Source organism: Streptomyces sp. NPDC034099 (assembly GCF_055575415.1).
Window position 1 is genome coordinate 1 of the sequence record NZ_JBVISR010000021.1, and the last position, 26,192, is coordinate 26,192.

Annotated in this window: 21 protein-coding genes and 1 pseudogene; 5 read left to right on the forward strand and 17 right to left on the reverse strand. The window is 72.4% G+C overall.

Annotated elements, in window-relative coordinates:
• Positions 1-91 precede the first annotated feature (91 nt).
• From ACZ56V_RS36560 to ACZ56V_RS36600, 9 genes are all read right to left on the reverse strand, one after another.
• Positions 92-934: a carbohydrate ABC transporter permease gene (locus ACZ56V_RS36560; protein WP_468947903.1), complete on the reverse strand. Its 843-nt coding sequence runs from the start codon at positions 932-934 to the stop codon at positions 92-94.
• Positions 931-1,842, reverse strand: coding sequence for a carbohydrate ABC transporter permease (locus tag ACZ56V_RS36565; protein ID WP_468947905.1), 912 nt, complete (start codon positions 1,840-1,842; stop codon positions 931-933). The genes ACZ56V_RS36560 and ACZ56V_RS36565 overlap by 4 nt, the downstream gene beginning before the upstream one ends.
• A 3-nt stretch (positions 1,843-1,845) precedes the next feature.
• Positions 1,846-3,120: an ABC transporter substrate-binding protein gene (locus tag ACZ56V_RS36570; RefSeq protein WP_468947907.1), complete on the reverse strand. Its 1,275-nt coding sequence runs from the start codon at positions 3,118-3,120 to the stop codon at positions 1,846-1,848.
• A gap of 44 nt (positions 3,121-3,164) precedes the next feature.
• A complete protein-coding gene (locus ACZ56V_RS36575) occupies positions 3,165-4,610 on the reverse strand; it encodes a hypothetical protein (RefSeq protein ID WP_468947909.1) in 1,446 nt (481 codons plus the stop codon).
• Positions 4,611-4,636: 26 nt separating this feature from the next.
• Positions 4,637-5,521 (reverse strand): amidohydrolase family protein, encoded by an 885-nt coding sequence (locus tag ACZ56V_RS36580; RefSeq protein WP_467380278.1) that lies wholly within the window; start codon positions 5,519-5,521, stop codon positions 4,637-4,639.
• Positions 5,518-6,540, reverse strand: coding sequence for an aldo/keto reductase (locus tag ACZ56V_RS36585; RefSeq protein ID WP_467380280.1), 1,023 nt, complete (start codon positions 6,538-6,540; stop codon positions 5,518-5,520). Before ACZ56V_RS36585 ends, ACZ56V_RS36580 begins: the two co-directional genes overlap by 4 nt.
• Before the next feature lie 5 nt (positions 6,541-6,545).
• Complete coding sequence (locus ACZ56V_RS36590) at positions 6,546-7,565, reverse strand: hydroxyacid dehydrogenase (RefSeq protein ID WP_467380281.1); 1,020 nt, start codon at positions 7,563-7,565, stop codon at positions 6,546-6,548.
• A complete protein-coding gene (locus ACZ56V_RS36595) occupies positions 7,562-8,812 on the reverse strand; it encodes a mandelate racemase/muconate lactonizing enzyme family protein (RefSeq protein ID WP_468947910.1) in 1,251 nt (416 codons plus the stop codon). The genes ACZ56V_RS36590 and ACZ56V_RS36595 overlap by 4 nt, the downstream gene beginning before the upstream one ends.
• Before the next feature lie 174 nt (positions 8,813-8,986).
• Positions 8,987-9,865 (reverse strand): fumarylacetoacetate hydrolase family protein, encoded by an 879-nt coding sequence (locus tag ACZ56V_RS36600; RefSeq protein WP_468947911.1) that lies wholly within the window; start codon positions 9,863-9,865, stop codon positions 8,987-8,989.
• Between the two features lie 271 nt (positions 9,866-10,136).
• On the opposite strand from ACZ56V_RS36600, the gene ACZ56V_RS36605 reads away from it, so the two are divergent.
• Entirely contained in the window at positions 10,137-10,919 is a 783-nt protein-coding gene (locus ACZ56V_RS36605) for an IclR family transcriptional regulator (RefSeq protein WP_467380287.1), read from the forward strand.
• A 30-nt stretch (positions 10,920-10,949) separates the two neighbouring features.
• Here ACZ56V_RS36605 and ACZ56V_RS36610 read toward each other — a convergent pair whose 3' ends face one another.
• The gene (locus ACZ56V_RS36610) at positions 10,950-12,149 is read right to left on the reverse strand and encodes a GntR family transcriptional regulator (RefSeq protein WP_468947913.1); all 1,200 of its coding nucleotides are present in this window, start codon (positions 12,147-12,149) and stop codon (positions 10,950-10,952) included.
• A gap of 401 nt (positions 12,150-12,550) precedes the next feature.
• On the opposite strand from ACZ56V_RS36610, the gene ACZ56V_RS36615 reads away from it, so the two are divergent.
• Together ACZ56V_RS36615 and ACZ56V_RS36620 are read left to right on the forward strand one after the other, a co-directional pair.
• A complete protein-coding gene (locus ACZ56V_RS36615) occupies positions 12,551-14,440 on the forward strand; it encodes a right-handed parallel beta-helix repeat-containing protein (RefSeq protein ID WP_468947915.1) in 1,890 nt (629 codons plus the stop codon).
• Between the two features lie 152 nt (positions 14,441-14,592).
• Positions 14,593-17,022, forward strand: a complete 2,430-nt coding sequence (locus ACZ56V_RS36620) for a glycoside hydrolase family 95 protein (protein ID WP_468947917.1) — start codon at positions 14,593-14,595, stop codon at positions 17,020-17,022.
• Positions 17,023-17,053: 31 nt separating this feature from the next.
• Here ACZ56V_RS36620 and ACZ56V_RS36625 read toward each other — a convergent pair whose 3' ends face one another.
• A complete protein-coding gene (locus ACZ56V_RS36625; RefSeq protein ID WP_468947919.1) occupies positions 17,054-17,563 on the reverse strand; it encodes an HIT family protein in 510 nt (169 codons plus the stop codon).
• 41 nt (positions 17,564-17,604) lie between these two features.
• On the opposite strand from ACZ56V_RS36625, the gene ACZ56V_RS36630 reads away from it, so the two are divergent.
• Positions 17,605-18,111, forward strand: a complete 507-nt coding sequence (locus tag ACZ56V_RS36630) for a hypothetical protein (RefSeq protein WP_468947921.1) — start codon at positions 17,605-17,607, stop codon at positions 18,109-18,111.
• A gap of 117 nt (positions 18,112-18,228) precedes the next feature.
• On the opposite strand, the gene ACZ56V_RS36635 is transcribed toward ACZ56V_RS36630, so the two are convergent.
• The 4 genes from ACZ56V_RS36635 to ACZ56V_RS36650 all read right to left on the reverse strand — a co-directional run bounded on the left by ACZ56V_RS36635 (position 18,229) and on the right by ACZ56V_RS36650 (position 23,214).
• On the reverse strand, positions 18,229-21,369 hold the full coding sequence (locus tag ACZ56V_RS36635) for a discoidin domain-containing protein (protein ID WP_468947923.1): 3,141 nt from the start codon (positions 21,367-21,369) through the stop codon (positions 18,229-18,231).
• A 97-nt stretch (positions 21,370-21,466) separates the two neighbouring features.
• Entirely contained in the window at positions 21,467-21,826 is a 360-nt protein-coding gene (locus ACZ56V_RS36640) for a hypothetical protein (RefSeq protein WP_468947925.1), read from the reverse strand.
• 33 nt (positions 21,827-21,859) lie between these two features.
• Positions 21,860-22,663 carry an SAM-dependent methyltransferase gene (locus tag ACZ56V_RS36645; RefSeq protein WP_468947926.1) on the reverse strand — a complete coding sequence of 268 codons (804 nt, stop codon included), beginning with the start codon at positions 22,661-22,663 and terminating at the stop codon, positions 21,860-21,862.
• Positions 22,660-23,214 (reverse strand): GNAT family N-acetyltransferase, encoded by a 555-nt coding sequence (locus ACZ56V_RS36650; RefSeq protein ID WP_398909021.1) that lies wholly within the window; start codon positions 23,212-23,214, stop codon positions 22,660-22,662. The genes ACZ56V_RS36645 and ACZ56V_RS36650 overlap by 4 nt, the downstream gene beginning before the upstream one ends.
• A 108-nt stretch (positions 23,215-23,322) precedes the next feature.
• Here ACZ56V_RS36650 and ACZ56V_RS36655 point away from each other — a divergent pair.
• Positions 23,323-24,045, forward strand: a pseudogene (locus tag ACZ56V_RS36655) (phosphatase PAP2 family protein); the annotation flags it as partial.
• Here ACZ56V_RS36655 and ACZ56V_RS36660 read toward each other — a convergent pair.
• A complete protein-coding gene (locus ACZ56V_RS36660) occupies positions 24,004-24,684 on the reverse strand; it encodes a response regulator (protein ID WP_398909023.1) in 681 nt (226 codons plus the stop codon). The pseudogene ACZ56V_RS36655 and the gene ACZ56V_RS36660 overlap by 42 nt on opposite strands.
• A 7-nt stretch (positions 24,685-24,691) precedes the next feature.
• Positions 24,692-26,158 (reverse strand): sensor histidine kinase, encoded by a 1,467-nt coding sequence (locus ACZ56V_RS36665; protein ID WP_468947928.1) that lies wholly within the window; start codon positions 26,156-26,158, stop codon positions 24,692-24,694.
• Positions 26,159-26,192: the final 34 nt, after the last annotated feature.

The following is a 26,192-nucleotide window of genomic DNA, read 5'->3' on the forward strand; positions in this document are numbered from 1 at the left end:
TCCTCCGCCTTGCAGCTGCACGCACCAGACCCCGCTCGGCTCGGCCACAAGGCACCGTCGCCCGGAGCCGGCCTGATCCAAACGACACCCCCTAGCCCTTGACCGCCCCCGCCGCGAGGCCGCTCATGATGTGCCGCTGCATCACGATGAAGATCACCAGGATCGGGATCACCGCGAGCAGCAGGGTCGGGAACACCTTGGTGTAGTCCGTGGAGTACTGGCCGACCGCCGCGTACACACCCGTGGTGACGGTGTAGACGCCGCTGCCCGGCCCCAGGATCATCTGCGGGCTGGCGAAGTCGTTCCAGACGCTGAGCGAGTTGAGGATGAAGACCGTGGCGATGATCGGCCGCATCAACGGCAGGATGATCCGCCACAGCGTGTAGTACCTGCCGGCCCCGTCGATGGCCGCGGCCTCGTCCAGCGACCTGGGCAGCACCCGGATGTAGCCGAAGAAGACGAACAGGGTGAACGGGATGGTGGTCGCCGTCATGAAGAGGATGAGCCCCGGCAGCGTCCCCATCAGACCTACCGCGCGCAGCACGAAGATGACCGGCACCAGGATCACCTGGGTGGGGATGAACATGCCCGCGATGAAGAAGAACAGCAGCAGCCGCGCGACCGGCCGTGGCGTGCGGGCCAGCACGTACGCCGCCGGCGCGCACACCGCCATGGCGAGGGCGTTCACGCAGAGCACCAGCGCGATGGTGACGCCGTAGCCCTTCAGGATGCTGAAGTCGGGATTGTTCCAGGCGTCGGCGAGGTACTGGAAGGTCGCCGAGCCGAAGGCGGGCGAGAACGGGTTGGCCAGGATCTCCTGCTGGCTCTTGAAGGCGTTGACCACCAGCAGGTACATCGGCACGAGCATGCCGAGGGACACCAGGGAGATGAACGCGACCCGGACGGTGGCGGCCGAGGTGAGTATTTTCTTCATCCGATGGACTCCGCGTCGTCCTCGGCCCGCCTGCGCAGGACGAGGACTGTGATGGCCAGGACCGCGGCGGCGACGATCAGCAGCACGGCCTGGGCCGAGGCGACGCCGATGTCCCGCTGCGGGAAGGAGACCGCGAGGATCGAGTAGGCGAGGGTCTTGGTGGACCCCGCCGGGCCGCCCCCGGTCAGCGACACGACCACGTCGTACGTCTTCAGCAGTGAGATGCCGGAGGTGATGACGGCGACTGTCACGGTGGACGCGAGCGAGGGCCAGGTGACGGCACGGAAGGTCTGCCACCTGTTCGCGCCGTCGATCCGCGCCGCCTCCAGCAGATCCGCCGGCACCGCCTGCAGGCCCGCCAGGTAGAGGATCAGCTGGACGCCGAAGAGCGACCAGACGATGACGAGGATCATCGACCACAGGGCCCAGTCGGGGTCGCTGAGGAAGGGGAGGCTGTCGGTGCCGACCTTCTCCAGCATCGTGTTGACCACGCCCTGCGGACCGAGGATGGCCTGCCACAGGAAGCCCACGACCAGCGCGCTGAGCACGTGCGGGTAGAACATGACGGCCCGGCCGAAGGTGTTGAACCGGTTGGTGCGCTGCAGCAGCAGCGCGAGCCCCAGCGCGGCCAGGTTGACCGCGACCGCGCCCACCACGGCCACCACGGCGGTGACCACCATGGTGCCGGTCATGTCGTCGGACTTGAATATGGACTCGTAGTTGTCCAGGCCGACGAACTCGGGGACGCGGTGGGGGAATCCGTTGTACCTGGTGAAGCTGTAGTAGATCGCGTAGATCACCGGTACGACCAGCAGCGCGGCGTAGATGAGCACCGCGGGGGCGACCATGCTGACACGGGCGCCCAGGTCGCGCCATGCCCGCGGCTTCGAGACAGATGTCCGTTCCATGGGTCAGCGGTTCTCGTCGACCCACTGGTCGATGTTCCTGGCCGCGTCGGCGGGACTCGCTCCGGTGTACAGGCTCTGCGCGACCTCGGTGAACTTCGGGTTGAACCCGGTGACGGGCAGCCGGACGTTGCCCTGGCCCTCGCCGACCGCGACCAGTGCGGGGGCGGTGTCGAGGATGCCCTGGATCTGCGCGTCGACCTCCGACTGCTTCGACTCGGAGCCCTTGCGGAACACCCCGTCCGAGCCCAGCTGCGCCTCGATGGCCTTGGCGTCGGTGACCAGGTACTCCACCAGCCGCTTGGCCCCGTCCTCGTCGCCGATGCCCTTGCGGATCATGTACGGGTTGGCCATGGTGGCGCCCTGCGGGCCCGGGTACTCCTTGCCGTCCGCGGCCGGCGGGGAGAACACGCCCACCTCGAAGGGCAGGTCCCCGGCCTTGTCCAGGGTGGCCGCGAACCAGCTGCCGTTGGTGTAGAGGCCGACCTTGCCCGCGGTGAAGTTGCCGTCCGCCTGGGACGGGCTGAGCCCGACGTCGCTCTTCTTGATGTACCCGGCCTTGATCCAGTCGGCGTACAGCTGGAAAACGGGCTTGTAGGCGTCCCCGACCTGGAGCTTCTCGTCGGAGACCTCGGTCTGCCACTTCGGGTGCAACTGGTTCAGCGTCGGGTGGTAGATCTGCTGGAGCTGGAGGCCGGTCTGGAAGTCACCGGCCGTCTGCATCGGCGTGTAACCGGCCTTCTTCAGGTCGCCGAGGTCCTTGGTCAGCTCGTCCCAGGTGGCGGGCGGCTCGCTGATCCCGGCCTTCTCGAAGGCGGTCTTGTTGTAGTAGACCAGCGACTGCGTCTGGGTGCCGACGCCGACCGCGTAGTGCGCCTCGCCCATGGCGTACTCGTCGAACATCGGCGTGTCCTTGGCCCAGGTCTCGCCGCCGAGGTCGATCAGCTCGGGCGCCGTGTCGTCGTCCGGGAAGACCGACTGGATGACGTCGGGCGCGGTGCCGGCCGCGAGTTGCTGAGGGAAGGACTCGGCGACGGACTTGCCGGTCGGGCCCTCTATCTTCACCCTCAGACCGGTCTCGTCCTCGAACGGCTTGACCAGCTTCTCCCAGTATGCCTGGTCGAGGTTGTCCGTCAGGTTCACCATCATCCGGATCTCGCCGTCCTCGCCCTCCGCCGAGCCGGAGCCCGACGAACAGGCCGCGACCAGGAGCAGTGGAACCACGGCGGCGAGCGCGGCACCGCGTGCCTTGCTCCCTCTTCTGGTTGACGTCATTGTCATCTCTCTTTTCCTCGGTGGGGAAAGCCGGCGGTGTCGTTCGGTGGTCACAGCCGCCCCCGGTAGGGCAGGGGCCCGACGGCCGTGATGTCGGTGGGGGCCTCGCCGTGGTCGACGCGGTAGATGCCGTCGTCGGCGACGAAGAACTCGGGGACGTCCGGGTAGCGCAGCTCCTCGGGCAGCGGCTCGCGGTCCGTCCAGGCGAAGAACTCCCGGGCGAAGACGGCCCGGTCCTTGCGGCCGTACAGATGCAGGTCACCCGCGGTCAGGGGGCTGCGCACGGCCCAGTGGACGCCGGACTCGGCCCAGTACGCCCGGTCGCCGACCAGCACCGACTGCCGTGCGCGCGGCGCGGTCACCCGGTCCCAGAAGTCCTCGTCCGGGCCGTGCCGGGCCATCAGGAACAGCAGGTCGTGCGCGTGCCAGGCGGTGCTGGGCGCGATGTCCGCCTCGTTGTGCCAGCCGCTCGCGGACGTGAAGTACCCGGCCGGGGTCTGGTGGCGGGCGTAGGTGGCGAGGCAGGCCTCGGTGAAGGCCTCGAGCTCGGCGTCGGGACCCTCGGCCAGCACCTCGTGGATGCCGTACAGGGTCAGTCCCATGCCCGCGATCAGCATCGGCGTGTCCGTCTTCAGGGCGCGCTCGCCCCGTACGTACCAGTAGCGGTGGTAGCGGGTGGCGCCGCTCTCGTCGGTCCAGGCGGAGCGGGCCACGTGCCGGCACAACCGCCGTGCCTCGGCGAGCAGTTCCGGATCGCCCTGGGCGCGGTACCCCAGCACCAGCGGCACGATCATGAGCCCGTAGTACTCGGCGGGCTCCAGGATGCCGCCCTCGGCGCGGTCGCGCACGGTGCGGAACGTCCCGGCGCTCTCCGCGTCGGGAACTCCCCGGTGGTGGAAGAGCCGGACCAGTTCGGCCAGGTCCTCGGGGATCTCGTCCGCGTAGGTCTTGTCGTCGCTCAGCTCCGTGTAGAGCTGCTTGACCCAGACCCGGGCGTACTCCTGGTTGCAGGTGCCGTCCTCGCCGGGGCGTCCGCCGCCGTAGACCTCGCAGGCGTCCAGGTTGCGCCGTACGGCGACCAGTACGGCGGCGACCTCGTCGGCGGGCAGCAGGTGACCGGCGTGGCGCACCGCGAGCAGCATGCCGAGACTGCCGACGGCGTTGTGGATGAGGCCGGTGGTCGCCGACTCGCCGACCTGGAAGCCGATGTGCGCGTACTGCCCGTCGGGCTGGACCTCGGCGCACTGGTACCGCAGCAGCCGCCGCAGCAGGGCGACGCCGCGCTCGTCGGGGCGTGCGGCCAGGGCCTTGGCGAAGGCGCCGACGGCCGGACCCGCGAACGTGGTGTGTCCGCTGGTGAAGTCCAGGAAGGTGGCCGGGTTGGTGCCCCACACGCTGTGGTTGTGGAAGCCGTTGACCGCCCCTTCGTCCGTCACCCAGCTGTGCAGCCAGCCGGCCAGCGCGGCCGTGTCCGGCGTCGTGGTCTGGTGTTCCATGGCGTTGGCGTTCCTTCCGGAGCGGATCACCCGGCCGCGTCGCGCGCGGCGTTCAGCAGGGCGGGGTCGAGGCGGTAGAAGCGGGCGGCGGTGCCGCCGAGCACGGCGGCGCGTTCGTCGGGGGCCAGCGGGGCGAGGAGTGCGCACACGGACTCCCAGGTGCGGGCGTAGCCCCCGGCCAGCAGGGAGATCGGCCAGTCCCCGCCGTACATCAGCCGCTCGGGGCCGAACAGCTCCAGCGCGTCCTCGACGAACGGCCGCACCTGGCCGGTGGTCCACGCGTCGAGGGGGCCCGAGGCCGAGTAGAGCCCGGAGACCTTGGCGTGGACGCCCGGGTGCTTCGCGGCGGCGGCGATCAGGCGGCGCCACTCGGCCCGGTCCTCGCGGCCGCCGCCGACGGGCGGCTTGCCGAGGTGGTCGACGACCAGGCGCAGGGTGGGGTGGCGGACCGCCAGCTCGGGCAGGTGGCGCAGTGCGGCGGGCGACGTGGTCGAGTAGTCGAAGGGGAGACCGGCCTCGGCGAGCAGCGCGAGACCCGCGTCGGCGTCGGGGCCCGTGATCCAGTCCGGGTCGGACCTCTCGTGGAGCAGGGTGCGTACGCCCACCACGTGCGGGTCGCGGCGGAGCGCTCTCAGGCGCGCCGCGGCCCGGTCCGGGTCGTCCAGCGGGACCCAGACCACGACGCCGACGACCTCCGGGTACGCGGCGGCGGTCGCCAGCATGTGCGCGGTGTCCGCGTCGTTGTCGGCGGCCTGGACCAGGACGGCCGCGGTGACCTCGGCCGTGCGCAGCGCCGGACGGGCCTCGCGGAACCGCATGGCCCGGTCGACGGGCGCCATCGCGGGCCCCAGCCAGTCGTAGGCGGCCGCCCCCGGGTCCCACACGTGCAGATGGGCGTCGACGACGGTCATGACGGCTCCCTCGTGGCGGGCGGCGCGGGCGGCGCGGACGGAGCGTCGGGAACGTCCGGGACCAGGCCGAGGTCCGCCAGCTCCGCCCAGAGCGCGTCCGGTACGCGGGCCGCGAGCCGCTCGGCGTTCGTACGGGACTGCCGCGCGTCGCGGGCGCCGAGCACCACCGACACGACCGCCGGGTGCCGCAGCGGGTAGGCGATCGCGGCCTCGGGCAGCGTGACGCCGTGGCGTTCGCAGACGTCCGCGAGGGCGTCGGCCCGGGCGATCAGCGCACGGGGTGCGGGCGAGTAGTCGTAGGTGGCGTCGGCCGGCGGACGGTCGGCCGCGAGCAGGCCGGAGTTGTAGACGGCGGCGGCGACGACGCCGACCCCGCGCTCCCGGGCGAGCGGCAGCAGTGCGTCCCGCGCGGACTGGTCCAGCAGGGTGTGACGGCCGGCCACCATGACCAGGTCGACGTCCGAGCGGCGGACGAACTCGGTCAGCATCGCGGCCTGGTTCATGCCCACGCCCACCGCCTTCACCACGCCCTGGTCGCGCAGCTCGACGAGGGTGTCGACGCCGGTGGTGGAGGCCTGCTGCCAGTGGTCGTCGGGATCGTGCAGGTAGACGATGTCGACGTGGTCGAGGCCGAGCCGGGTCAGGCTGCCCTCCAGGGAGCGCAGGATGCCGTCCCGGGAGAAGTCCCAGTCGCGCCGGAAGGCGGCGGGCACCGCGAAACCGCCGTCGTCCTGCCGGTGCGCGGTCTCGGGGCTCGGCACCAGCAGGCGGCCCACTTTGGTGGACACGGTGTACTCGGTGCGCGGGCGCCGGGCGAGGGCGGCGCCGAGGCGGCGTTCCGACAGCCCGAGCCCGTAGTGCGGGGCGGTGTCGAAGTAGCGCACGCCGCTGTCCCAGGCCGCGTCGACGGCGCCCTGGGCGTCCGCGTCGCTGGTCTCCCTGGCCAGATTGCCCAACTGGGCGGCGCCGAGACCGAGTTCGGTCAGCTCGGGCCCGCGTGCGGGGGTACGGGATCGCATCCGCCTCACCACACCCTCGTACGGGCGGAGGCCGCGAGGTCCTCCGGATGGGCGAAGGGACGGCCCGCCGCGAACCGCTCCACCTCGTCGGCGACGGCGTCGCCGATGCGGTGCAGTTCGCCGCCGAGCGAACCCGCCAGGTGCGGGGTCAGCACCACGTTGTCCAGTGTCCACAGCTCGCTGCCGGGGTCGGGCGGCTCGGGGTCGGTGACGTCGAGGACGGCGTCGATGCGGCCGGTGCGCACCTCGGCGAGCAGGGCGTCCTGGTCGACCACGGCGCCCCGCGCGGTGTTGACGAGTGTCGCGCCGTCCGGCATCAGCGCCAGCCGGCCCGCGTCGATCTGGCCGCGGGTCGCGGGAGTCAGGGGCTGGTGCAGGGACACCACCCGGCTGCCCGCCATCAGCTCGTCCAGCGGCACCAGACGCGCACCGAGGACTTCAGCCTGCTCCGCCGTGACCGTGGGGTCGTACAGCAGGACCTCCAGGTCGAAGGGGCGCAGCAGGTCGAGCACCGCGCGGCCCACGGTGGAGGCGCCCACGACGCCCACCGTCTGCCGGTAGTTGCCGCGGCCGGCGTACGCGCCGAAGTGGTCGGGCCGGGTCCGCGAGGCGCGGTAGCGGCGCTCCTCGGCGAGGACGCGCTTGTTGGCGAGCAGGATCATGGCGAGGGTGTACTCGGCCACGGGTCCCGAGTTGGCGGCGCGGGCGTTGGCCGCGACCACGCCGCGGGCGGCGAAGGCGGCCGGGTCCTCCAGGCAGGTCGCGGCGACCCCGCCCGCGTAGACCACGGCCCGCAGCCGCCCGGTGCGGGGCAGGTGCTCGGCCCGTACGACGGGCGCGTCCCAGCCCGCGACGAGGATCTCGGCGCCGGCCAGCGCGTCGCGGGAGCGGGCGGAGTCCAGTTCGCCGAGGACCAGTTCGGTGTCGATGTCGGTCGCGCGGCGCAGCCGGGCCAGGGCGCCCTCGTCGAAGACGGCGCGGACCAGCCGGGGGTTCATGGCGAAGACGGCGCGTGGTCGCGTCACGGCGTGCTCTCCCTCTCGGTGCGCCCACTGCGGGCGGGACGGTGGACGGGGCCGGGCACGGCGGGGGAGGCGGTGCCCGCGGAGGTACGGCCGGCCGAACCCGGGGGGCCGGGCTCGGGCACGAGCCGCAGGCCGGCATCACGGGGGCGCACGTGCGGGCCGTCGGAGCGGGCCCAGCCGGCGCCCCCTTCCGGGGCGGCGAGCGTGCTCTCGTCGACCGTGATGCCGAGCCCCGGCGCGTCGCCGAGCACGATGCCGCCGTCCTCGATCGTCTGGTCCACGCTCAGTCCGGCCGGTGTGCCGGTGTCCTGCACCTCGGTGACCAGGTGGTTGGGGGTGGCGGCGGCCGCGTGCGCCAACGGGTTGGCGTGGTAGCCGACCGGGCTGACCGGGAGGTCGTGGCCGTGGGCGAGGGTCGCCACCCGCAGGAAGTGGGTGATGCCCCAGACACCGGCGGTCTGCACCACCTGGAGGGCGTCGGCCGCCAGCAGGGGGCGGAACTGCTCCAGGCCCGTCAGGTTCTCGCCGCTGGCCACGGCGGTGCGGGCCGCCCGGCCCACGGCCCGGTGTCCCCTCGCGTCCCAGCGGCGCACCGGCTCCTCGATCCAGGCGAGTTCGACCCGGTCCTCGATCCGGGCGAGCAGCCGTACCGCCTGGTGCCTGCCCCAGGACTCGTTGACGTCGAGCATCAGGGCGGGGGAGCGGGTGTTGGCCCGCAGTACCCCGGCGACCGCGCGCAGTCTGCCGATGTCGCGCTCGGTGTCCAGGCCGCCCTTGAGCTTGGCGCCGGTGAAGCCGCGTGCGGCCCAGCCGGCGTACAGCTCGACCAGTTCCTCCTCGTCCAGCGCGATGTCGAGACCGGACGCGTAACCGGGCACGAAACGGTCCGCGGCGCCGAGGGTGCGCCACAGCGGTTCGCCGGCCATCTTCGCCTTGAGGTCCCACAGCGCCATGTCGAAGGCGCCGATGGTGCCGAAGGCGGTGCCGGCGTGACCGCTCTTGAAGGTGTGGGCCAGCATCCGGTCGTAGAGCGTGGTGACGGCGCGTGGGTCCTGGCCGTCGAGGGCGGGGAAGACCCGCCGGGCCTCGTCGTGCGCGCCGAGCCCCACTCCGGTGAGGCCGCCGTCGGTCTCGACCAGCAGGACCGGGACCTCGGTGACGCCCTGGGCGACGATGCCGTTCGCGTCCCCGACGGGACGCCCCCAGCGGTGCACGGTCGTCAGGCTCCGGAATCCGGTGATCTTCAAATGCTCCCCCTCTTCGAGCTCTCCTCGCCGTCCCGCCCACCCGGCCCACCCGCCCCGCCAGGGAGGACCGAGGCGCGCGGGAGGTGGGGGAGCGTGCCGTCGGGCCAGGGGAACGGGCGTGGTGCGGCCGCCGGAATCAGTTCCGCAACCGGGCCCTCATTGAGTCGTAACGTATCATACAAGTGATGACTGAGGAGAGGTCTTGGCGGCGACAAGTGACTGGCGCTGACGGCCCAGTCCCTCGATCTCGATCTCCATCACGTCACGGGGCCGCAGATAGGGGAAGCGGCCGGACAGGGCGACGCCTTCCGGGGTGCCGGTGTTGACGACATCTCCTGGGTCCAGGACCAGGTACTGGCTCAGGTCGTACACGATCCGCGCGACGGAGAAGATCATGTCCGCGGTGCGGGAGTCCTGCCGCGGCTCACCGTTCACGAAGGACCGCAGTCGCAGGTCCTGGACGTCGGGCACCTCGTCGGCCGGCACCAGGAAGGGGCCGAGCGGGTTGAACGTGGCGCATGACTTGCCCTTGGACCACTGGCCGCCGGAGTGCTCCAGCTGGAAGTCACGCTCGGAGACGTCGTTGGAGACGGCGTAGCCGGCCACGTGCTCAAGGGCCTGTTCGGGGGAGTCCAGGTACCGCGCGGTGCGGCCGATGACGACGGCGAGTTCGACCTCCCAGTCGGTCTTGGCGGAGCCGCGCGGGATCTCCACCTCGTCGTACGGGCCGACCACCGTGTTCGGGGGTTTGAAGAAGATCACCGGGCGGGTGGGCGGCTCACTGCCCGACTCCGCCGCGTGGGCCGCGTAGTTCTGCCCGACGCAGACCACCGCGCCGGGTCGGGCGACGGGCGGCCCGAAGCGCAGCCCCTCGGCCTCCAGCACGGGCAGCGCGCCCTCGGCCAGGGCCCGGCGGGTGCGGGTGATGCCGTGCGCGGCGAGGAAGGCGCCGTCGATGTCGGAGGTGAGGGAGGAGAGGTCCCGGGTGACGCCCCGGTCGTCGATGACGGCGGGGCGTTCCCGCCCGGGGTCTCCGAGCCGTACGAGTCTCATGTGCCGCTTTCCTTGGTCGAGGGCCGGGTCGGGCCGTGGTGGCCGCCGTGCCGAACACGCCTGTACCGGCGGCCGGACGCAGAGCCGGCGAAGGCGGTCGTCACCTGGACGGGACAGGCGCCGATTCCCGGGCGTGCGCGGAGGTCCGCGGTACCGGCGCCCTCGTGGCGCCGCCGCTCCGGGGCTTGCGGGCCCAGTATCGGTGTACGCCACCGCTGGTTGTCAATGGACTGCTTTACTGTCAACAGGCTGACAATTAGGGTGTGGCGCCATGAGTACTCGGGACGGATCGGTATGGGCCAGTGCCGCACCGGCACCGGCCGTGCTGCGGGCGGGCGCGATCCTCGACGCCCTGGCGGACGCCCGCGGCCGTGCGCTCTCGCCCGCCCAACTGGCCGCCGCCGCGGGTGGCATACCGCGCGCGTCGGTCGTCAACATCTGCGCGGCCCTGCACGAACGGGAGCTGGTCCGGGCCGTGGAGGGCGGCTTCGCCCTGGGCCCGGGTTTGCTGCGGCTCGCCCAGTCCTACCTGGACGCCCTCGATCCGGTACACGCCTTCCGGGAGCAGGTAGGCCGCCTGGGCGACCGGGAGGAGACGCTCCAACTGGCCACACTGGACGGCACGGACGTCGTCTACCTGGCGGTGCACGAGGGCACCGTCCTGATGCGCCTCACCAGCCGGGCGGGCGCGAGGCTCCCGGTCACCTGCACGGCGCTGGGCAAGGCCATGCTGGCGAGCCTCGACGACGCCGGGGTGCGTGAACTGCTGGCCGGCCGCGAGCCGTTCGAGGCCCGTACGCCCTGGTCCATCACGACCCTCGACGCGCTGCTCGCGGACGTGCGCGACGCGCGCTCGGCCGGTCACGCCGTCGACGACCAGGAGACCGCCGAGGGCATCGTCTGCGTCGCGGCGGCCGTGCCCGGACCGCCGCCGGGCGGCCGGCCCTTCGCCGTCAGCTCCTCGCTGCTCAAGTCCCAGGCCACGCCCGAGCGGGTGGCGGCCCTCGCCGCCCTCATCAAGGGCGTCGTGAGGCGGATGGGCGGAGTGGTGTGAAGTGATGCCGGGGAGGTGGCGGCCGGTGCTTCACCGTCCGGTGCCGGTGCCGGTGCCGGTGCCGGTGGCGGTGGCGGGCCCGGACCGGTCGGGAAGGTAGCGGGCGGTCTCGCCCGCGGCGTGGTCGGCGAACATCGGTCCGGCGACGTCCGGGTCTCCGTGGCGCAGGACGTCCAGGAGTTCCGCGTGGTGCTCGGCCATCGCGCCCCAACTGCCCGCGTAGCGCGGGTCACCGAGCACGTGCAGGTCCCACAGGCTGGACTCGATCATGCGCCACAGACGGATCATCGCCGCGTTGCCGGCCGCTTCACACACATGCCGGTGAAAGGACATGTCCGCGTCGCGGAAGGCACCGATGTCGTCCTCGGCCGCCGCGCGGCGCAGTCGGTCCACGTCCTCGGTGAGCAGTCGGATGTGCTCGGCGTCGAGCCGGCCGGTCACCCGGCGGGCCGCGTATTCCTCGAACATCACCCGGATGTCCCGGACGTCCTGCGCCTGACGCTCGGAGACCTGGGCGACATAAGTGCCGCGGTGCGGCTGGGAGATGACCAGCCCCTCGTACGCGAGGCGTTTGATCGCCTCACGGGGCGGCGCCTGACTGGTGCCGAAACCGCGCGCGATCTCCGACTCGACGAGGCGCTGACCGGGTGCCAGCCGGCCGCCGACGATCCAGTCGCGCAGCAGGGTGTACACGTGGTCGGAGAGCAGCTGCCGCGGCATGCGCGGCGTAACCGGCGCCGGACCGCCCTCGGCTCCGCCCGGGTCCCCGTCCGTCTCCCCGCGCGGACCGCCCGGGCGCGCGACCGGCGGATCGGGCAGCCCGGCCTGCTGCTCCCGCCAGATCCGGGCGATCGTGGACTGCGACAGACCGAGCGTGTCGGACAGTGAGCGGGTCGAGGGCACCGGGGCACCGGCGCGGGCCTGTTCGAGCACCGCCGCCACCCGGGCCTCCGCCTGCCGCCGGTCCGCGCTGCGGGGCCGTCCCGGACGAGGAGCGTCGTGCAGCCCGGCGACGCCCCGCCGCAGATAGCGCTCCCGCCACTTGGCCACCGTGGCGGGGCTGACCGTGAGCCGCCGGGCGACCTCCGCGTTGGTCAGCCCCTCGGCACAGGCCAGCACGATCCGGCCGCGCAGCCGGAGGCCGGCCGGCTGCTGCCGGGCGAGGTCCGTCAGGTCCGCCCGCTCCTGAGCACCGAGCTGGGGAAATGCCGGCAGGTCGGGATCGGTCATGGCACCGCGCTTCCTGGGATGCGTGAACTTATGACTCACGGGCCGCGAGTTCGTCGCCCCTCAGGTCATCAATTTCAGGTTCAGCCTCGCGTATTGACGACACCACGGCACGAACATATTAACTATCGTTGCTCGATCAGTGACCCACTAGTCATGTACGGCGATGCCGCGCGGGTGCTCCGCCGGAACGAGCACCCCGGGGGCGGGCCCCGCCCCCTCCGGGCCCCGGGTCCATCGGCGGACGGCGCGCAGTCGCCGGACGGCGCCGAGGTCCCCGCACCAGGAACACGAGCCCGCGCGGCACCTGAGCCCGTGACGGCACCGAACACACCGTCCGGCCCACGCGGACCCGGACCACGACATCACGCCCCCTCACGCACTCCACGCGGCAAGGAGACCTCGTGCCAACCACCCAGGTACGACCAGTACGACGACGGACCAGAAGACTGCCCCTGCTGCTCGCGGCCGGCGCCCTGCTGGTCGGCGGCGCGACCCTGGACACGCCCGACGCGAACGCCCAGGCCGCCGGCTGCAAGGCCACCGAGCTGTTCGTGTCCCCCGACGGGAGCGACAAGGGCAAGGGCACCGAAAGCAAGCCCTTCAAGACCATCGAGAAGGCACGCGACCACATCCGCGACAAGGGCCTCAACCGGCCCGGCAGGATGCGCTGCGACATCCACGTCAACCTGCGCGCCGGCGACTACCCGCTGAGCCGCACCGTCGAACTCGACGACCGCGACTCGGGCGCCGGGGGCCACCAGGTCGTCTACCGCTCCTACGACGGCCCCGGCAAGGCCCGGGTGATGGGCGCCGCACCGGTGACCGGCTGGGAGGAGTACAAGGACGGCATCTACCGTGCCGACGTCGGCACGGAGAACCCCTTCTACACCCTCTTCGAGGACGGCAAGCGCGCCACCACCGCCCGCTACCCCAACCGCAAGTCCGACGACGAGTGGGCCCCGTACCTCACCTCCACCCTGCCGGAGCCGGAGAAGGAGGCCGTCCACCAGTGGCTGTACTCCCACCCCGGTGACTGGGACGCCACGTGGGACCTGAGCAACGCCCAGGCGGTGGTCTGGTCCGGCGGCAGCTGGAGCTGGTTCACCGACACGGTCCCGATCCGGGACTGGAACCCCGCCAAGAACCAGATGACGCTCAAGTACTGGACCCGGTACGCGCTCAACAACTCCGGCGGTGGCTCACGCTACTTCCTCCAGAACTCCCTCGACTTCCTGGACCAGGCGGGCGAGTACTACCTGGACTTCAAGAAGGGTCAGCTCTACTACAAGCCGCGCGGCGACATCGACGACGTCACCGTGCTGCGTCCCACGGTCACCACCCTGTTCGACCTGGCCGGCACCGCCCCGGACCGGCGGATCCAGGACGTCGCGTTCGACGGACTCGCGCTGCAGTACAGCGACTTCGTCGACTGGTACCGCAACGGGTGGATCAGCGACGGCGACTCCGGCGAGGTGCACAAGTACCCGGAGTACGACCGGCAGATCGAGATGCCCCGCAACCGCTTCGGCGCCGTCACCGTCACCGACAGCAAGGACGTCACCCTTTCCCGGCTGAAGATCTCCGACACCGGCTACCACGCCGTCTACGCCCTCGCCGCCAACGACCATCTGACGGTCCGCGACAGCCTGCTGGAGAACATCGGCGCCGACGGAATCAAGGTGGAGGGCCCCTACCCCGGAGAGGGAAACACCTCCAACGGCCACCTGCTGACCAACAACTACATCACCCACTACGGTGAGCTGAACCCCGGCGACGCTTCCGGCATCGAGCTGATGAACACCGGGCACAGCACCGTCAGCCACAGCCACGTCAAGCACAGCGCACGCTACGGCATCAGCCTCGAGGTACGCCCCGAGGTGGCCCTCAAGGACAACTACGCCCGCGGCAACACCTTCGAGTACCTGCGCATCGACGAAGCCGGCCTGGACAGCGGCGACATGGGCGCCTTCTACACCTACGGCGTCAACAACGTCGAGCCGTACCCGATGGACAACCACGTACGCCAGATGGTCGTCGGCGACGTGATCCCGGACGAGTCGATGCCCGACAGCGGCACCCGGGGCATCCACATGGACGCCGGCGGCTGCGGCTTCACCTTCGAGGACATCGAGGTCGGCAAGACCACCGACCAGTCGTACCAGAGCTACCAGTGCAACGACGTGAAGAACGCCAACTGGGAGGACGGGTACGACGCCTCCAAGATGGAGTACGACAAGATCGGCGTCACCGCCGACTTCCCCTACCCGCTGCCCGACGGGGACACCCAGTGAGCCGTCGCTGACCGGTCGCCACCGATGAGCGCCCCCGGGCAGCGCGCCGTACGAGCCGCTGCCCGGGGTGCGGTGGGCGCGGGCCCGAACCGGCCCGTGCCGAATGCACCGAGCACACTCACCGCCCTCAACACCTATCTGGAGGCACAGCCATGCCCGAGTTGTCCCGACGAAACGTCCTGGCCGCTGCCGGAGCCTCCGCGGCGGCGACCGCGCTGAGCGCCGCTCCCGCACAGGCCGCGCCCCAGACGGGGGACGCCACCGCGTCGGCGGCGCAGCGAGGGGACCACGAAGCCAACCCGATGCGGCTGTGGTACCGCGCCCCGGCGGGGGAGTGGCTCGAGGCCCTGCCGGTCGGCAACGGGCGGCTCGGCGCCATGGTCTTCGGCGGCACCGACACCGAACGGCTCCAGCTCAACGAGGACAGCCTGTGGGCCGGCGGCCCCCACGACTACGCCCGCCCCGGCGCGGTGCGGCACCTGGCCGAGATCCGCCGCCTCGTGGTCGAGGAGAAGTGGAACCAGGCACAGCGGCTGATCGACGCCGAATTCCTGGGCAGCCCCTCGGAACAGGCCGCCTACCAGGTGCTCGGCGATCTCGAACTCACCCTCGCGGGCCAGGGCGAGGTGAGCGACTACGAACGCGAGCTGGACCTGGAGACCGCCGTGGCACGCACCAGCTACACACGGGGTGGGGTACGCCATGTCCGTGAGGTCTTCGCCAGCGTCCCCGACCAGGTACTCGTCGTCCGGCTGAGCACCGACACCCCGGGCGCCGTCGGCTTCTCCGCCCGCTTCACCAGCCCGCAGCGGTCCGACGACTCGGCCGTGGACGCCCACACCATCGCCCTCGACGGCGTCAGCGGCGACTGGTACGGACTGCCCGGCTCGGTGCGCTTCCGGGCCCTGGCCCGCGCCGAGGCCGAGGGCGGCCGGGTACGCACCGACGGCGGGACACTCACCGTCGAGGGCGCCGACAGCGTCACCCTCGTGATCTCCATGGCGACCAGCTACCGCAACTACCTCGACGCAGGCGCGGACCCGAAGGCCCGCGCCCGCACCCACCTGACCCCGGCCGCGAGGAAGCCGTACGCACACCTGCGCGCCCGGCACGTCGCCGACCACCGGCGCCTGTTCAGCCGCGTCGCCATCGACCTCGGCCCCTCCGCACGTACGAACCTCCCCACCGACGAACGCATCCCGCTGTTCGCCGACGGCAAGGACCCCCAACTGGCCGCGCTCTACTTCCAGTACGGCCGGTACCTGCTCGCCTCCAGCTCCCGGTCGCCCGGACAGCCCGCCAACCTCCAGGGCCTGTGGAACGACAGCCTGAACCCGGCCTGGGAGTCCAAGTACACCGTCAACATCAACTTCGAGATGAACTACTGGCCCGCAGGCCCCGGCAACCTCGCCGAGTGCTGGGACCCGGCCGTGCGGATGGTGCACGAACTGGCCGAGTCCGGCACCCGTACCGCGAAGGAGTTGTACGACGCCCCCGGCTGGGTACTGCACCACAACACCGACGGCTGGCGCGGCACGGCACCGGTGGACGCCGCCCAGTACGGCATGTGGCCGACCGGCGGCGCCTGGCTGTGCGTGATGCTGTGGGACCACTACCGGTTCACCGGCGAGACGGGCGCGCTCAGCCGCAACTACCCCGTGATGAAGGGCGCGGTGGAGTTCTTCCTCGACACCCTCCAGGTGGACGCGGAGACCGGCTGGCTCGTCACCAACCCCTCGCAGTCGCCCGAGGTCACCCACCACCAGGACGAGGGGGAGAGCGTCAGCATCTGCGCCGGCCCCACGATGGACATGCAGCTCCTGCGTGACCTCTTCGACGCCTTCCGGCAGGCCGCCAAGGTACTCGACCGCGACGCCCGGCTCGTCGAACGCGTCACCGAGGTCCGCGACCGGCTCGCCCCCACCCGCGTCGGCTACCTCGGCCAGATCCAGGAGTGGCTCGTGGACTGGGAGGAGGCGGCCCTGGTCAGAAGCCGCCATGTGTCCCACCTGTACGGCGTCTTCCCGAGCGCGCAGATCACCCCCCGGGGCACCCCGGAACTCGCCGAGGCAGCCAAGAAGAGCCTGGAGCTGCGCGGCACCGCGGGGCAGGGCTGGTCCCTCGCCTGGAAGATCAACATGTGGGCCCGGCTGCTCGACCCGGCACGCGCCTACCGGCACCTGGCGGACCTGCTCACCCCGGCGCGCACCGCACCCAACCTCTTCGACCTGCACCCGCCCTTCCAGATCGACGGCAACTTCGGCGGTGTCTCCGGCATCACCGAGATGCTGGTGCAGAGCCACGCCGGCGAGATCGAGCTGCTGCCGGCGCTGCCCGACGCCTGGCCGACCGGCTCCTTCCGCGGGCTGCGGGCACGCGGCGGCTTCGAGGTCGACCTGGAGTGGACGGCGGACGGCATCACCCGCGCGGAGGTGCGCTCGCTGCTCGGCAACCCCGTACGGATCCGCACCCCGCACCCGGTGCGCGTCGAGGGGGCCGACCCCGACCGCCCCGAGCCGGGCGTGGTGTCCTTCGGCACCCACCGCGGCGGCCGGTACGTGCTCGGTCCGGTCGCCCCGTAGCGGCACCCGTCACAGCGTCACCGCGGCCGCCTCACCGGAACGGGGCGACCGCGGTGCCGTCGACGGGGTCCGCCACGATCCGGTCCAGTTCGCCACCGATGGCCTCGCGCAGCGCGTCGTGCCGAGGGCCGAGCCCGAACTCCCCGTCACTCCACCGCTCACGCGGATAGAGCCACACCGGAAGACCCACCACCTCCGCCGGCTCCCACTCGTACCGCGGCCAGACATGCGCGTGCAGGAACGGATCCGTGTTCCCCAGGATCTCCAGGTTGACCCGCCGGAAGGCGGGGTCCAGCCGCCGGCAGGCGCGCTCGACGGCCTCCCCGAGCCGGTCCATGTCCGACAGGAACGACAGCCGCCCGGCCCTCGGCAGGTCCGACAACCGCTGCACACCCGGCCGGTCCACGAGCAGCACCGAGTAGCCCGGCAGGAACTGGACATCCCCGATCACCGCGAATGAGGCCGTCAGCCGTCGCAGCACGGTGGGGTTCTCACCCCTGAGCGCGGTACCGATCCGATCCGTCCGCCAGCCATCCGTCACCGCCTCAACCTACAGCGGGTGGGACGGTGTTGGATGGGCGCATGAGCGAGACGACGGACGCTGCCCTGCGTCTGCGGCGGGCGATCGCCCGGACCCGGCAGGCAACGCGGGACCGCGCCCCCGCCGGGTGCCGCCCGGAGGAGGCCGACGACGTGCGGGGCACCTTCGCCACGGACGGGGCACTCGGCTTCGACCCCTTTCCCTTCCTCCGGGCACTGCACGACGCCGGATCGCAGGCGGTGGTCATCGGCCAGGTCGCCGGCCTCCTGCACGGCTCCACCGAACTGACCGGAGACCTGGACCTGTTGTGGGACGGCACCCCTGACGAGGCGCGCGCCCCGCGTGCCGCCCTCGCCGCCTGCGGCTGCACCGAACTGCCCGATCCCGGCCGTGAACAGGCCGGGTACCGGGTCACCGGCGCAGAGGGAGACCTGTGCACCCCCGCCCTCCGCTGGGGCGACCTGGATGTGACCCCCTGCCTGGCCCGGGCCGGACCACGCGCGACCCGGTGGGCTTCACCATCCGCTACGCCGCACTCGACGACCTGATCCGGATGCGGCGGACCCTCGGCCGCCCGAAGGACCACCGTCGCGCGGACGAACTCGCCCGTCTGCGGCGGATGGACCGCACTGCTGCTGGACGCCCGCCCGCCGAAGGCGGCGGCATCAGCCCACGGAGAGCCTGACCAGCCCGTCGTGCGCGTGCGGTGCGCCCTGCACCGTCACCGCGACGTACCGGGCCGAGCCCGCACGGGTGAGCCGGCGGACGCGTCCGCGGCCGTCCAGGGTCCCGGCACGCTGGTAGCGCACCCCGTCGGTGCTGAACTCCACGCGGGCCGCCGGAGCCGCCCCGGTCCTCCACTGTGCCTCCACCCAGCGCACTTCGGTGGGCGCCCCGAGGTCGACCACCATGCGGCCGTCCCGGCCGGGCTGCCACGCCGTGTCCGGGTCGCCGTCCACGGCGGCGTCCGGACGGGACATCCCGGGCGGCAGCGGGCTCGTCGGGAAGGTCGTCCGGCCCAGGGCGTGGTCGTGGTGCGGGAAGGGCTGTGCACCGCGCAGCGTCACACGGGTCTCGCGCCCGTCCCGCACGACGGCGTCGGTGCTGCGGCCCTGCGCCTCGATCCGCAGCCGGCAGTGCGCGCCGGACAGGATCAGGGTCGCCCCGTCGGCCACCCGGGCCCGCAGCCCGGACGGCAGGGTCCGGCCGGACAGCGCGGTGAGGACGAAACGCGGCGCGAGCAGCGAAGCCGACGCCGCGTCCAGCCGCGCACGGTAGTCGACGCCCTCCCGGGTCACCGTCTGCTCGCCCTCGTAGACCTCTCGGCGCCCGCCGCGCTGCGGCACCACGACCCGCGTCTCCACCTCGTCCGCCGACAGGTTGAACAGGCCCAGGTACCCGTCCACCCGCGCCGCGCGGACCCGGCCGTCCGCGGCGGTGGGCGCGGCGCCCGCGGCCAGCACGCGCAGCTCGTCCGCGGACACACCGCAGTGCCCCTCGATCACGAGTGGCTCCCGTGCCCCCTCGGCCGGGACGATCGTGTCGCCGTACACGGCCAGCGTGTGCTCGTCCCCGCCGCGTACGACCAGCCCGGCACGGCCGTCGACGTCGAGCCAGCCGCCGCGGCTGCGCAGCGACGGGGCCGGGCCGGCCGCCAGGTCGGTCCACCGCTCGCCGTCGGACGAACCCTGGATCCGATAGGAGCGGCCGGCGGCCGCCTCCCAGCGCAGCGTGACCCGGTCCAGCGCACGCTCGGCGCCGAGGTCCACCGCCCACCAGCTGTCCGCGCGCTTCCGGTCCTCGCGGGAGACCGCCCAGCGGGTCCGGGCGTCACCGTCCGCGGCCAGCCCCGGACCCATGCCGGCCGACTGCGAGGAGGCCGTCGCCGTGCCTCCTCGCGCCAGGTCGGGGCCCTCGGCCCCGTCCCGCACCTCGACTGCGTACAGCGAGTACCCGTACGTCGGGTCCGGCTGAACGCCCAGCATGCGGAGGTGCCGCACCGTCGTCCGGGCGAAGCCCAGTTCGTCGACCCGCCCCGCGGCCGAGTCGGTGGCGTCCTGCGCGCGGACCGTGGCCGAACCCTCCGCGAACCGGTAGGTGCGGCTGCCGTCCAGGCCGGCCACACCGGGCATCGTGAGGTTGTGCACGTCGAGCCGCGACCCGCCCGCGACCGGCCCGTCGGGCGCGTAGACGACCGCGCCCGTGGGAAGTGTCGCGTACCCGGCGAAGCTCTCGCCCAGGCGCAGCACCGTGGCGCTGCCGTCGAAGCCGTCCCGCAGCGCGGTGTGCACACGTACCGTCCTGCCGGTGACCTCCGCGGCGGTCGACGGCAGGAACATCGGGGTGTCGCCGCCGAGCCGGAACAGCCAGTCGTCGTGCGCCGGCTGCCAGGCGAACTTCACGAACCCGGGCTTGGTCACCGCACCGGCCCAGGCCGCGGGGGACTGATGGGACACCAGACCGGGGCCGGTCCCGAAATCGGTGACCCCCGACGCGTGCGCGAACAACTCCTCGCGGGACAGGGGACGTACCCGCGGCCCCGCGTCCGGCCACACGTGCAGCAGATAGCTGATGGCGAGTTCCGCGCGCGCCTCGGGCTCGTACTTCGGCTCGCCCGAGAACTTCGCCAGCCGGTACTCCGGCGGGTACGCCTGGTAGGCCTCCAGCCGCGAGGCCAGCTCCGTCTCCGCGCGGGCCGCCGCCCGGTCTCCCACGACCCGGGAGAGGAAGGCCAGGGGAATGACGTCCCTGCCGTACAGGTGCTCGCGGTCGTCCACCATGGGCATCAGCGGCTCGCCCGCGTCCGACATGACGCCCAGCAGCGTCCGCCACAGCGGCTCCGCGTTGGGCTGCCTGGTCAGCACCTCGGGCAGTGGCCGGCCGGCCGCGAGGAAGTGTGCCGCGTTACGCCCCGAGGTGCGCCACATCTCCTCCTGGTAGTGCGGCCCGAACGAGCCGTGGTTCTCGACGATGAAGGTGTCGTACGTGTTGTGCGCGGTGTTGCGGGAGACCGGGACCCCGTCCACCCGTGCCGGATTGGCGAGGTCGGCGGGCGGCAGACCGCCCTCGTTGCGCGACCAGGTGCCGTAGTCGGTCGCCCACTCGGAGTGGCGCCGGTCGTCCGGTGCCCAGGCCAGCGCCGGAGCGAGGGTCTGCGCGTAGAGGCCCATCTCCTCCAGCTTGGTGTCGCCGACGTACCCGCCCTTGAGCCCGTTCGGCGTCCAGTCGCCGGAGGCCGGGTCGTCGCCCGTGCCCAGTGAGTGCGTGTACGCCGCCTGTTCGCGGGTGATGGTGTCCACCGCGGAGCGGGTGGCGGCGTCGAGCTCGTCCCACAACAGGTGCGCCGCGAGGATGAAGTACGACTGGAAGGTGGTGTCGAAGAACAGCGTGCGGCCCCACTGGGTGCCACCCGTGAGCCGGTTGGAGGCGGCGAAGTGACGCAGGGTCGCCAGGGTGCGGCGCCTGAGCGTCTCCCGGTCGATGCCGGCCGCGTCCTCGTCGAAGGTCCCGTGCGTCAGCAGCACGGCGTGCCCGAGGACGACGGCGAAGCCGAAGTACCGGTCGGTGTAGGTGCCCTTGGCGTCGTCCCACTGCGTCTCGGACCAGCGGGTGTGCCTCAGGAGCACGCGGTGGTACGTGGCGGCGACGTCGTCCGGCGGGTCAACGGCTCGGGCGGAGCCGGAGGACGAGGAGGAGGCGGCGGCCGAAGGGGACCCCAGCGCGGGTTGGAGGGCGGCCGCGGCGCCGGTCGCGCCGAGGAGTCGCAGCAGGAGTCTGCGGCCGAGGGGGACGGATATGGGGCCCATGATGGTCCTCTTCACCAGACGACAACGTTGTCAACGGGGTCATCCTCGAACGCCCCGAAGTGGCGTGTCAATGGGCGCGGATCAGGCAGATCCACCTTCAGCCCCGCTGAAGCGGGCGGTCGTGCTCCCGGACGGCGATCCTGGCCGGCTTGGTCGGCATCATGCCGTTGCGGACCTCGACGAGGTAGTCCACGGGCAGTCCGTGCATCCGGATTCCGGGTCCCCGCAACGCGTGCCAGTCCAGCACGAAGAGCGTGGCGTCGCCCCAGGGCATCAGCTTCATGGCGATGCGGGCCGCGCCGAACGGCTCGGCCCGCGCCTCCAGTTCCAGGCGGCGCTCGGGTTCGCATACGCGGACGACACAGGTGTCGTCGAGGACCAGCGGGCCCACCCCTACCCTGACGCGCAGCCGGGCACGGGAGGAGCGGTTCCACGCACCCGGAGAACAGCTGGGCACGGGCGCGATGCCGCGCCGCCACCGAGGAACCCCTCAGTCCTTGACCGCCACCCCGCAGACGGACACGTCGGCCGTGGGCTCCTCGGGCCGGTCGGCGGCCGGGCGCCAGGAGGCCGTGGCGACGACCCCGGGCTCCACCAGGTCGAGCCCGGCGAAGAAGGCGGCGATCTCCTGCGGGGAGCGCAGACGGTAGGTGTTGGCCGACTGCCCGTTGTAGACCTCGACCGCCCGGTTGAGCGCCGCGTTGCCGTTGGTGCCGTCGCTCAGGGCCAGGTAGCTGCCCGGGGGCAGCGCCGAGAGCAGCGTGCCCAGCAGCTCCGCGGGACGCTCGGCGTCGGAGATCTGCCCCATGATCCCGAGTGCGGTCAGCGCGACCGGGCGGCTGAGGTCCAGGGTCCTGGCGGCTTCCGCCAGGATGCGTTCCGGGTCCCTGACATCGGCGTCGACGTAGGCGCAGGCACCCTCCGGGCTGCTGGTGAGCAACGCCTGAGCATGGGTGAGGACGAGGGGGTCGTTGTCCACGTACACGATGCGGCTCTCCGGCGCGATGCGCTGGGCCAGCTCGTGGGTGTTGTCCGCGGTGGGCAGTCCGGCGCCGATGTCGAGGAACTGGCGGATGCCGGCCTCACCGGCCAGGAAGCGAACCGCGCGTGCCAGAAACCGTCGTTGCAGCCGGGCGACCGCGGCGAACTCCGGGAACGTCGTCAGGATGACCTCGCCGGCCTCTTGGTCGACCGGATAGTTGTCCTTGCCCGCCAGCAGGTAGTTCCAGACACGGGCGGAGTGCGGACGATCGGTCCGCAGTCCGGCCCCGACTTCTTCACGCCGATTTGTCATGGGCGAAGCTTCACACAGGACTGCGTGAGCGGGGGCCGCCGGCCGAGCCACTGCTCGGCGTCCCAGGCCCGGAACCGCTCCACCTCGGTGAAGCCCAGCTTCGCCGCGAGGCGCATCGAGCCGGAGTTGGCGGTCTGGGTGGAGAGCACCACGGGCTCGCCGGGAAGGGCGTCGTCGAGCCAGTCGAGCGCCGCCGCGCACGCCTCGGCGGCATACCCGTGTCCCCACGCCCGCGGCAGGAACAGATAGCCGAGGTCGAGCTTCCCCACGGCGGCCGGACGAAGATGCTCCGTCGTCCGCCTGAGCAGGATCTGACCGATCATCACCCCGTCCAGAGCAACGACGAAACTCCCCGGCCACCGCTCGGGCACCACGGGCAGCTCGCGCTCCAGCTCGGCACGCGGCCGGGGACCGCCGAGACAGGTGTGCACCTCCGGCGACGCCAGCAGTTCGACGAACACCGCACGGTCCCGGGCCTCGGGCTCACGGAGCACCAGCCTCTCCGTCCTGATCGGCGCGGGTGGCCAGGCGACGGGTCCCAGGGACGACATGCGCGAAGGGTAGCAGCCCTGGAGGCGTGTCAACCCTGACGATCGTCAAGGGCCGGTGTTGCCGTTCGGCTCGGGTTCTCGGCCGTACGCGCTCCTACGTTCGGGCTCATGGAACGAGAACAGCGAAGGAAGGTCCGGGGCGGCCGGACGCTCGGCGTGCCCGCCGTGCTGGGGGCGGGAGCGGGGGTGGTCGCGTGGCTGTCGCCCGGCGGGCTGGGCGAGGCCGGTGCCGTCGAGGTGACCGGGGGTGCCTCGGCGCCCGCGTACCGGTCGGTGACGGGGGCGGTGGCGGACGCGCCGTCGTGGACGGGGTCCGCTCTGGAGGTGGCCACCGAGGGCACGCTCGTGATCCTCGGAGTGCTCCTGCTCCTGGTGTGGTGGACGGCGGTGCGCCGCAAGGACGCACGAGCGGTCGCCGGGACGGTACTGACCGGACTGGGCACCGTCGCGGCCTACGCGGTGAGTGAAGCGGTGAAGCTCGTGGTGGACGAGGAGCGTCCGTGCCGTGCGCTCGGCGCGGGAGCCGAGGCGGTCGCGGAGTGCCCCGGGGTGGGGGACTGGTCGTTCCCGAGCAACCACGCCACCCTCGCCACCGGGTTGGCCGTCGGTCTCGCCGTGCTGCGACCCCGGCTCGGCGTGATCACGCTGCCGCTGGCCGCCGCAGCCGCGCTGCTGCGCGTGCTGGTGGGGGTGCACTACCCGCACGACGTGCTCGCCGGTGCGGCGCTCGGCGGCGCCGTCGTGGCGGCGGTGCTCCTCGCGCTGCTGCCCCTTGCCCAGCGGACGGCCTCACGGTTGGGGAGGCTGCGGCGGAATGATCCCGGCCTCGTGGGCCACGACGGCGGCAGCGGCCCGGTTGTCGACGCCCAGCCTCGCCAGGATGGAACTGACGTGGGCCTTGACCGTCCCCTCCACCACATGGAGTCGCCGGGCGATCTGACCGTTGGACAGACCGCCGCCCAGCAGGGCCAGTACCTCTCCCTCCCGGGCGGTGAGCGCGGCGACCCGGCGGCGGGCGGTGGAGCGCCGGCCGGCCGACGTGCCGGCACCCGTGGCGGCGAGGTGCGCGACGACCCGGGCCGCGATCTTCGGTGACAGGTAGGCGGCGCCCTCGGCCACCGCGTGGACCGAGGCGATCAGTTCCTCGGGTTCGCCCGACTTGGTCAGGAAGCCTGCGGCGCCGCCGCCGAGCGCCTCGAGGATGTAGTCGTCCTCGCCGAAGGTGGTCAGCATGATGACGCCCGTACCCGGCACGGTGGCGCGGATCTCCGCGGCGGCGTCGATGCCGTTGACGCCCGGCATGCGGATGTCGAGTACGGCCACCGCGGGCCGGTGGCGCCGGACCAGTTCCACGGCGTCGTGCCCGTCGGCGGCCTCGGCGACGACGTCGATGTCCGGATCGGTGGCGAGGACGGAGCGTACCCCGGCACGGACCATCGGCTCGTCGTCGGCGATCAGCACCCGGATCATCGCGTGCTCACGGGGTGACCGTGCCCAGGGACACCAGGGTGTCCTTCCGGAAGCAGAGCCGGTAGGCGTCGCCGGACCGGTCGTCGAACCGGTCGGCCGTCATCGCGTAGTACTCGCACGTGGTGCCGTCTCCCGTGGGCTCGTGGGTCAGCGGTCGGTAGTCGGTCTGCCGCTCCGGCAGAAGACGCCGTACCTCGGAACGAGGTTGCCCCACGTGCAGGCGGGCGTAGTCGCGGGGGTCCAGGACCGACCGCGACGCCGACATCGTCTCCCCGACCATGAGCGCTCCGCTCAGCAGGGCTCCCGTCACGAGGGGCACCATGACCGCGGCGACCAGGGTCCGGCCGACCCGGCGCCGGGCGCGTCGGTGTTCCTGCGGCAGTGGGTCACCGCGCGGGTCCGGGGCGGAGAGCGGCGGCGGTGTGAGGTGCGGGGGTGAGGGTGTGTGCGGGATGCGCGCGACGACCGCGTACCCTCCGTCGCGCGGTCCGTGGTCGAACGAACCGCCGGTCAACCGCACACGTTCCTCGAGGCCGATCAGGCCGAGCCCTCCACCACCGGGTCGGGACCGCTCACCGGCGGCGGCCGACGGGGGGCCGTTCTCCACGACGACCTCCGTTTCCGCCGCCGCGTGGGTCACGCGGACGGTAGCCGTCGCGCCGGGCGCGTGTTTGACCACGTTGGTGAGGGCCTCCTGCACGACCCGGTGAGCCGCCCGTTCGGCCACGGGCGGCAGACCGTCCGACTCGCCGTCGACGCGCAACTCCACCATGAGCCCGGCCTCGTGGGCCTCGGAGGTCAGCCGGGTGAGACCGGAGCCGTCGGCGTCGAGCCCGGTGGTGCCGGTCTCCTCCCGCAGGACCCCGATCACCTCGCCGAGGCGGTCCACCGCGGCCGCCGCCCTGGCACGGATGTCCGCCGCCGCCCTTTGGTGGTGTTCCGCGAGGTCCGGCGCCAGTTTGAGGGCGCCGGCCGCCAGCGCGATCAGGCTGAGGTCGTGGCCGAGTACGTCGTGCATGTCCTGCGCGATACGCGCCCGCTCGCGCGAGCGGACCTGGTCGGCGATCAGCCGCTGCTCGCGCTGCAGTTGATCGGCACGCTCCCACCCGGCCCGGACGAGCTGCCGGTACTGGCACCAGAACCGGCCCGCGAACCAGGGCAGCATCGTGGCGGCGACCACCACGGTCACGAACCTGCCCGCCAGCGGGAGCCAGGCGGGAACGACGGACAGCGCCGTCACACCGGCCGCGAGGATCGCGACCAGGGCGAGCGCCGTCGGAGCCGTCCGCCCGGGCCGCCGCCCCGCGAGGAACGCGGTGACGGCCGTCGGGACGGTCCACCACGGGCTCGTCGCGCTCAGACCGGCGGTCAGCGCGGTGGCCCCGATGAGCAGGGTCCCGGGGTCACGCGCCCACCGCGGGAAGACGATTGCCCTCGTACTTCCGGTCCGGCCGTTGGCCGTTGTGCTCTCCACGGAGGTGACGTTACGGACCTCGGACGCCCGCCGA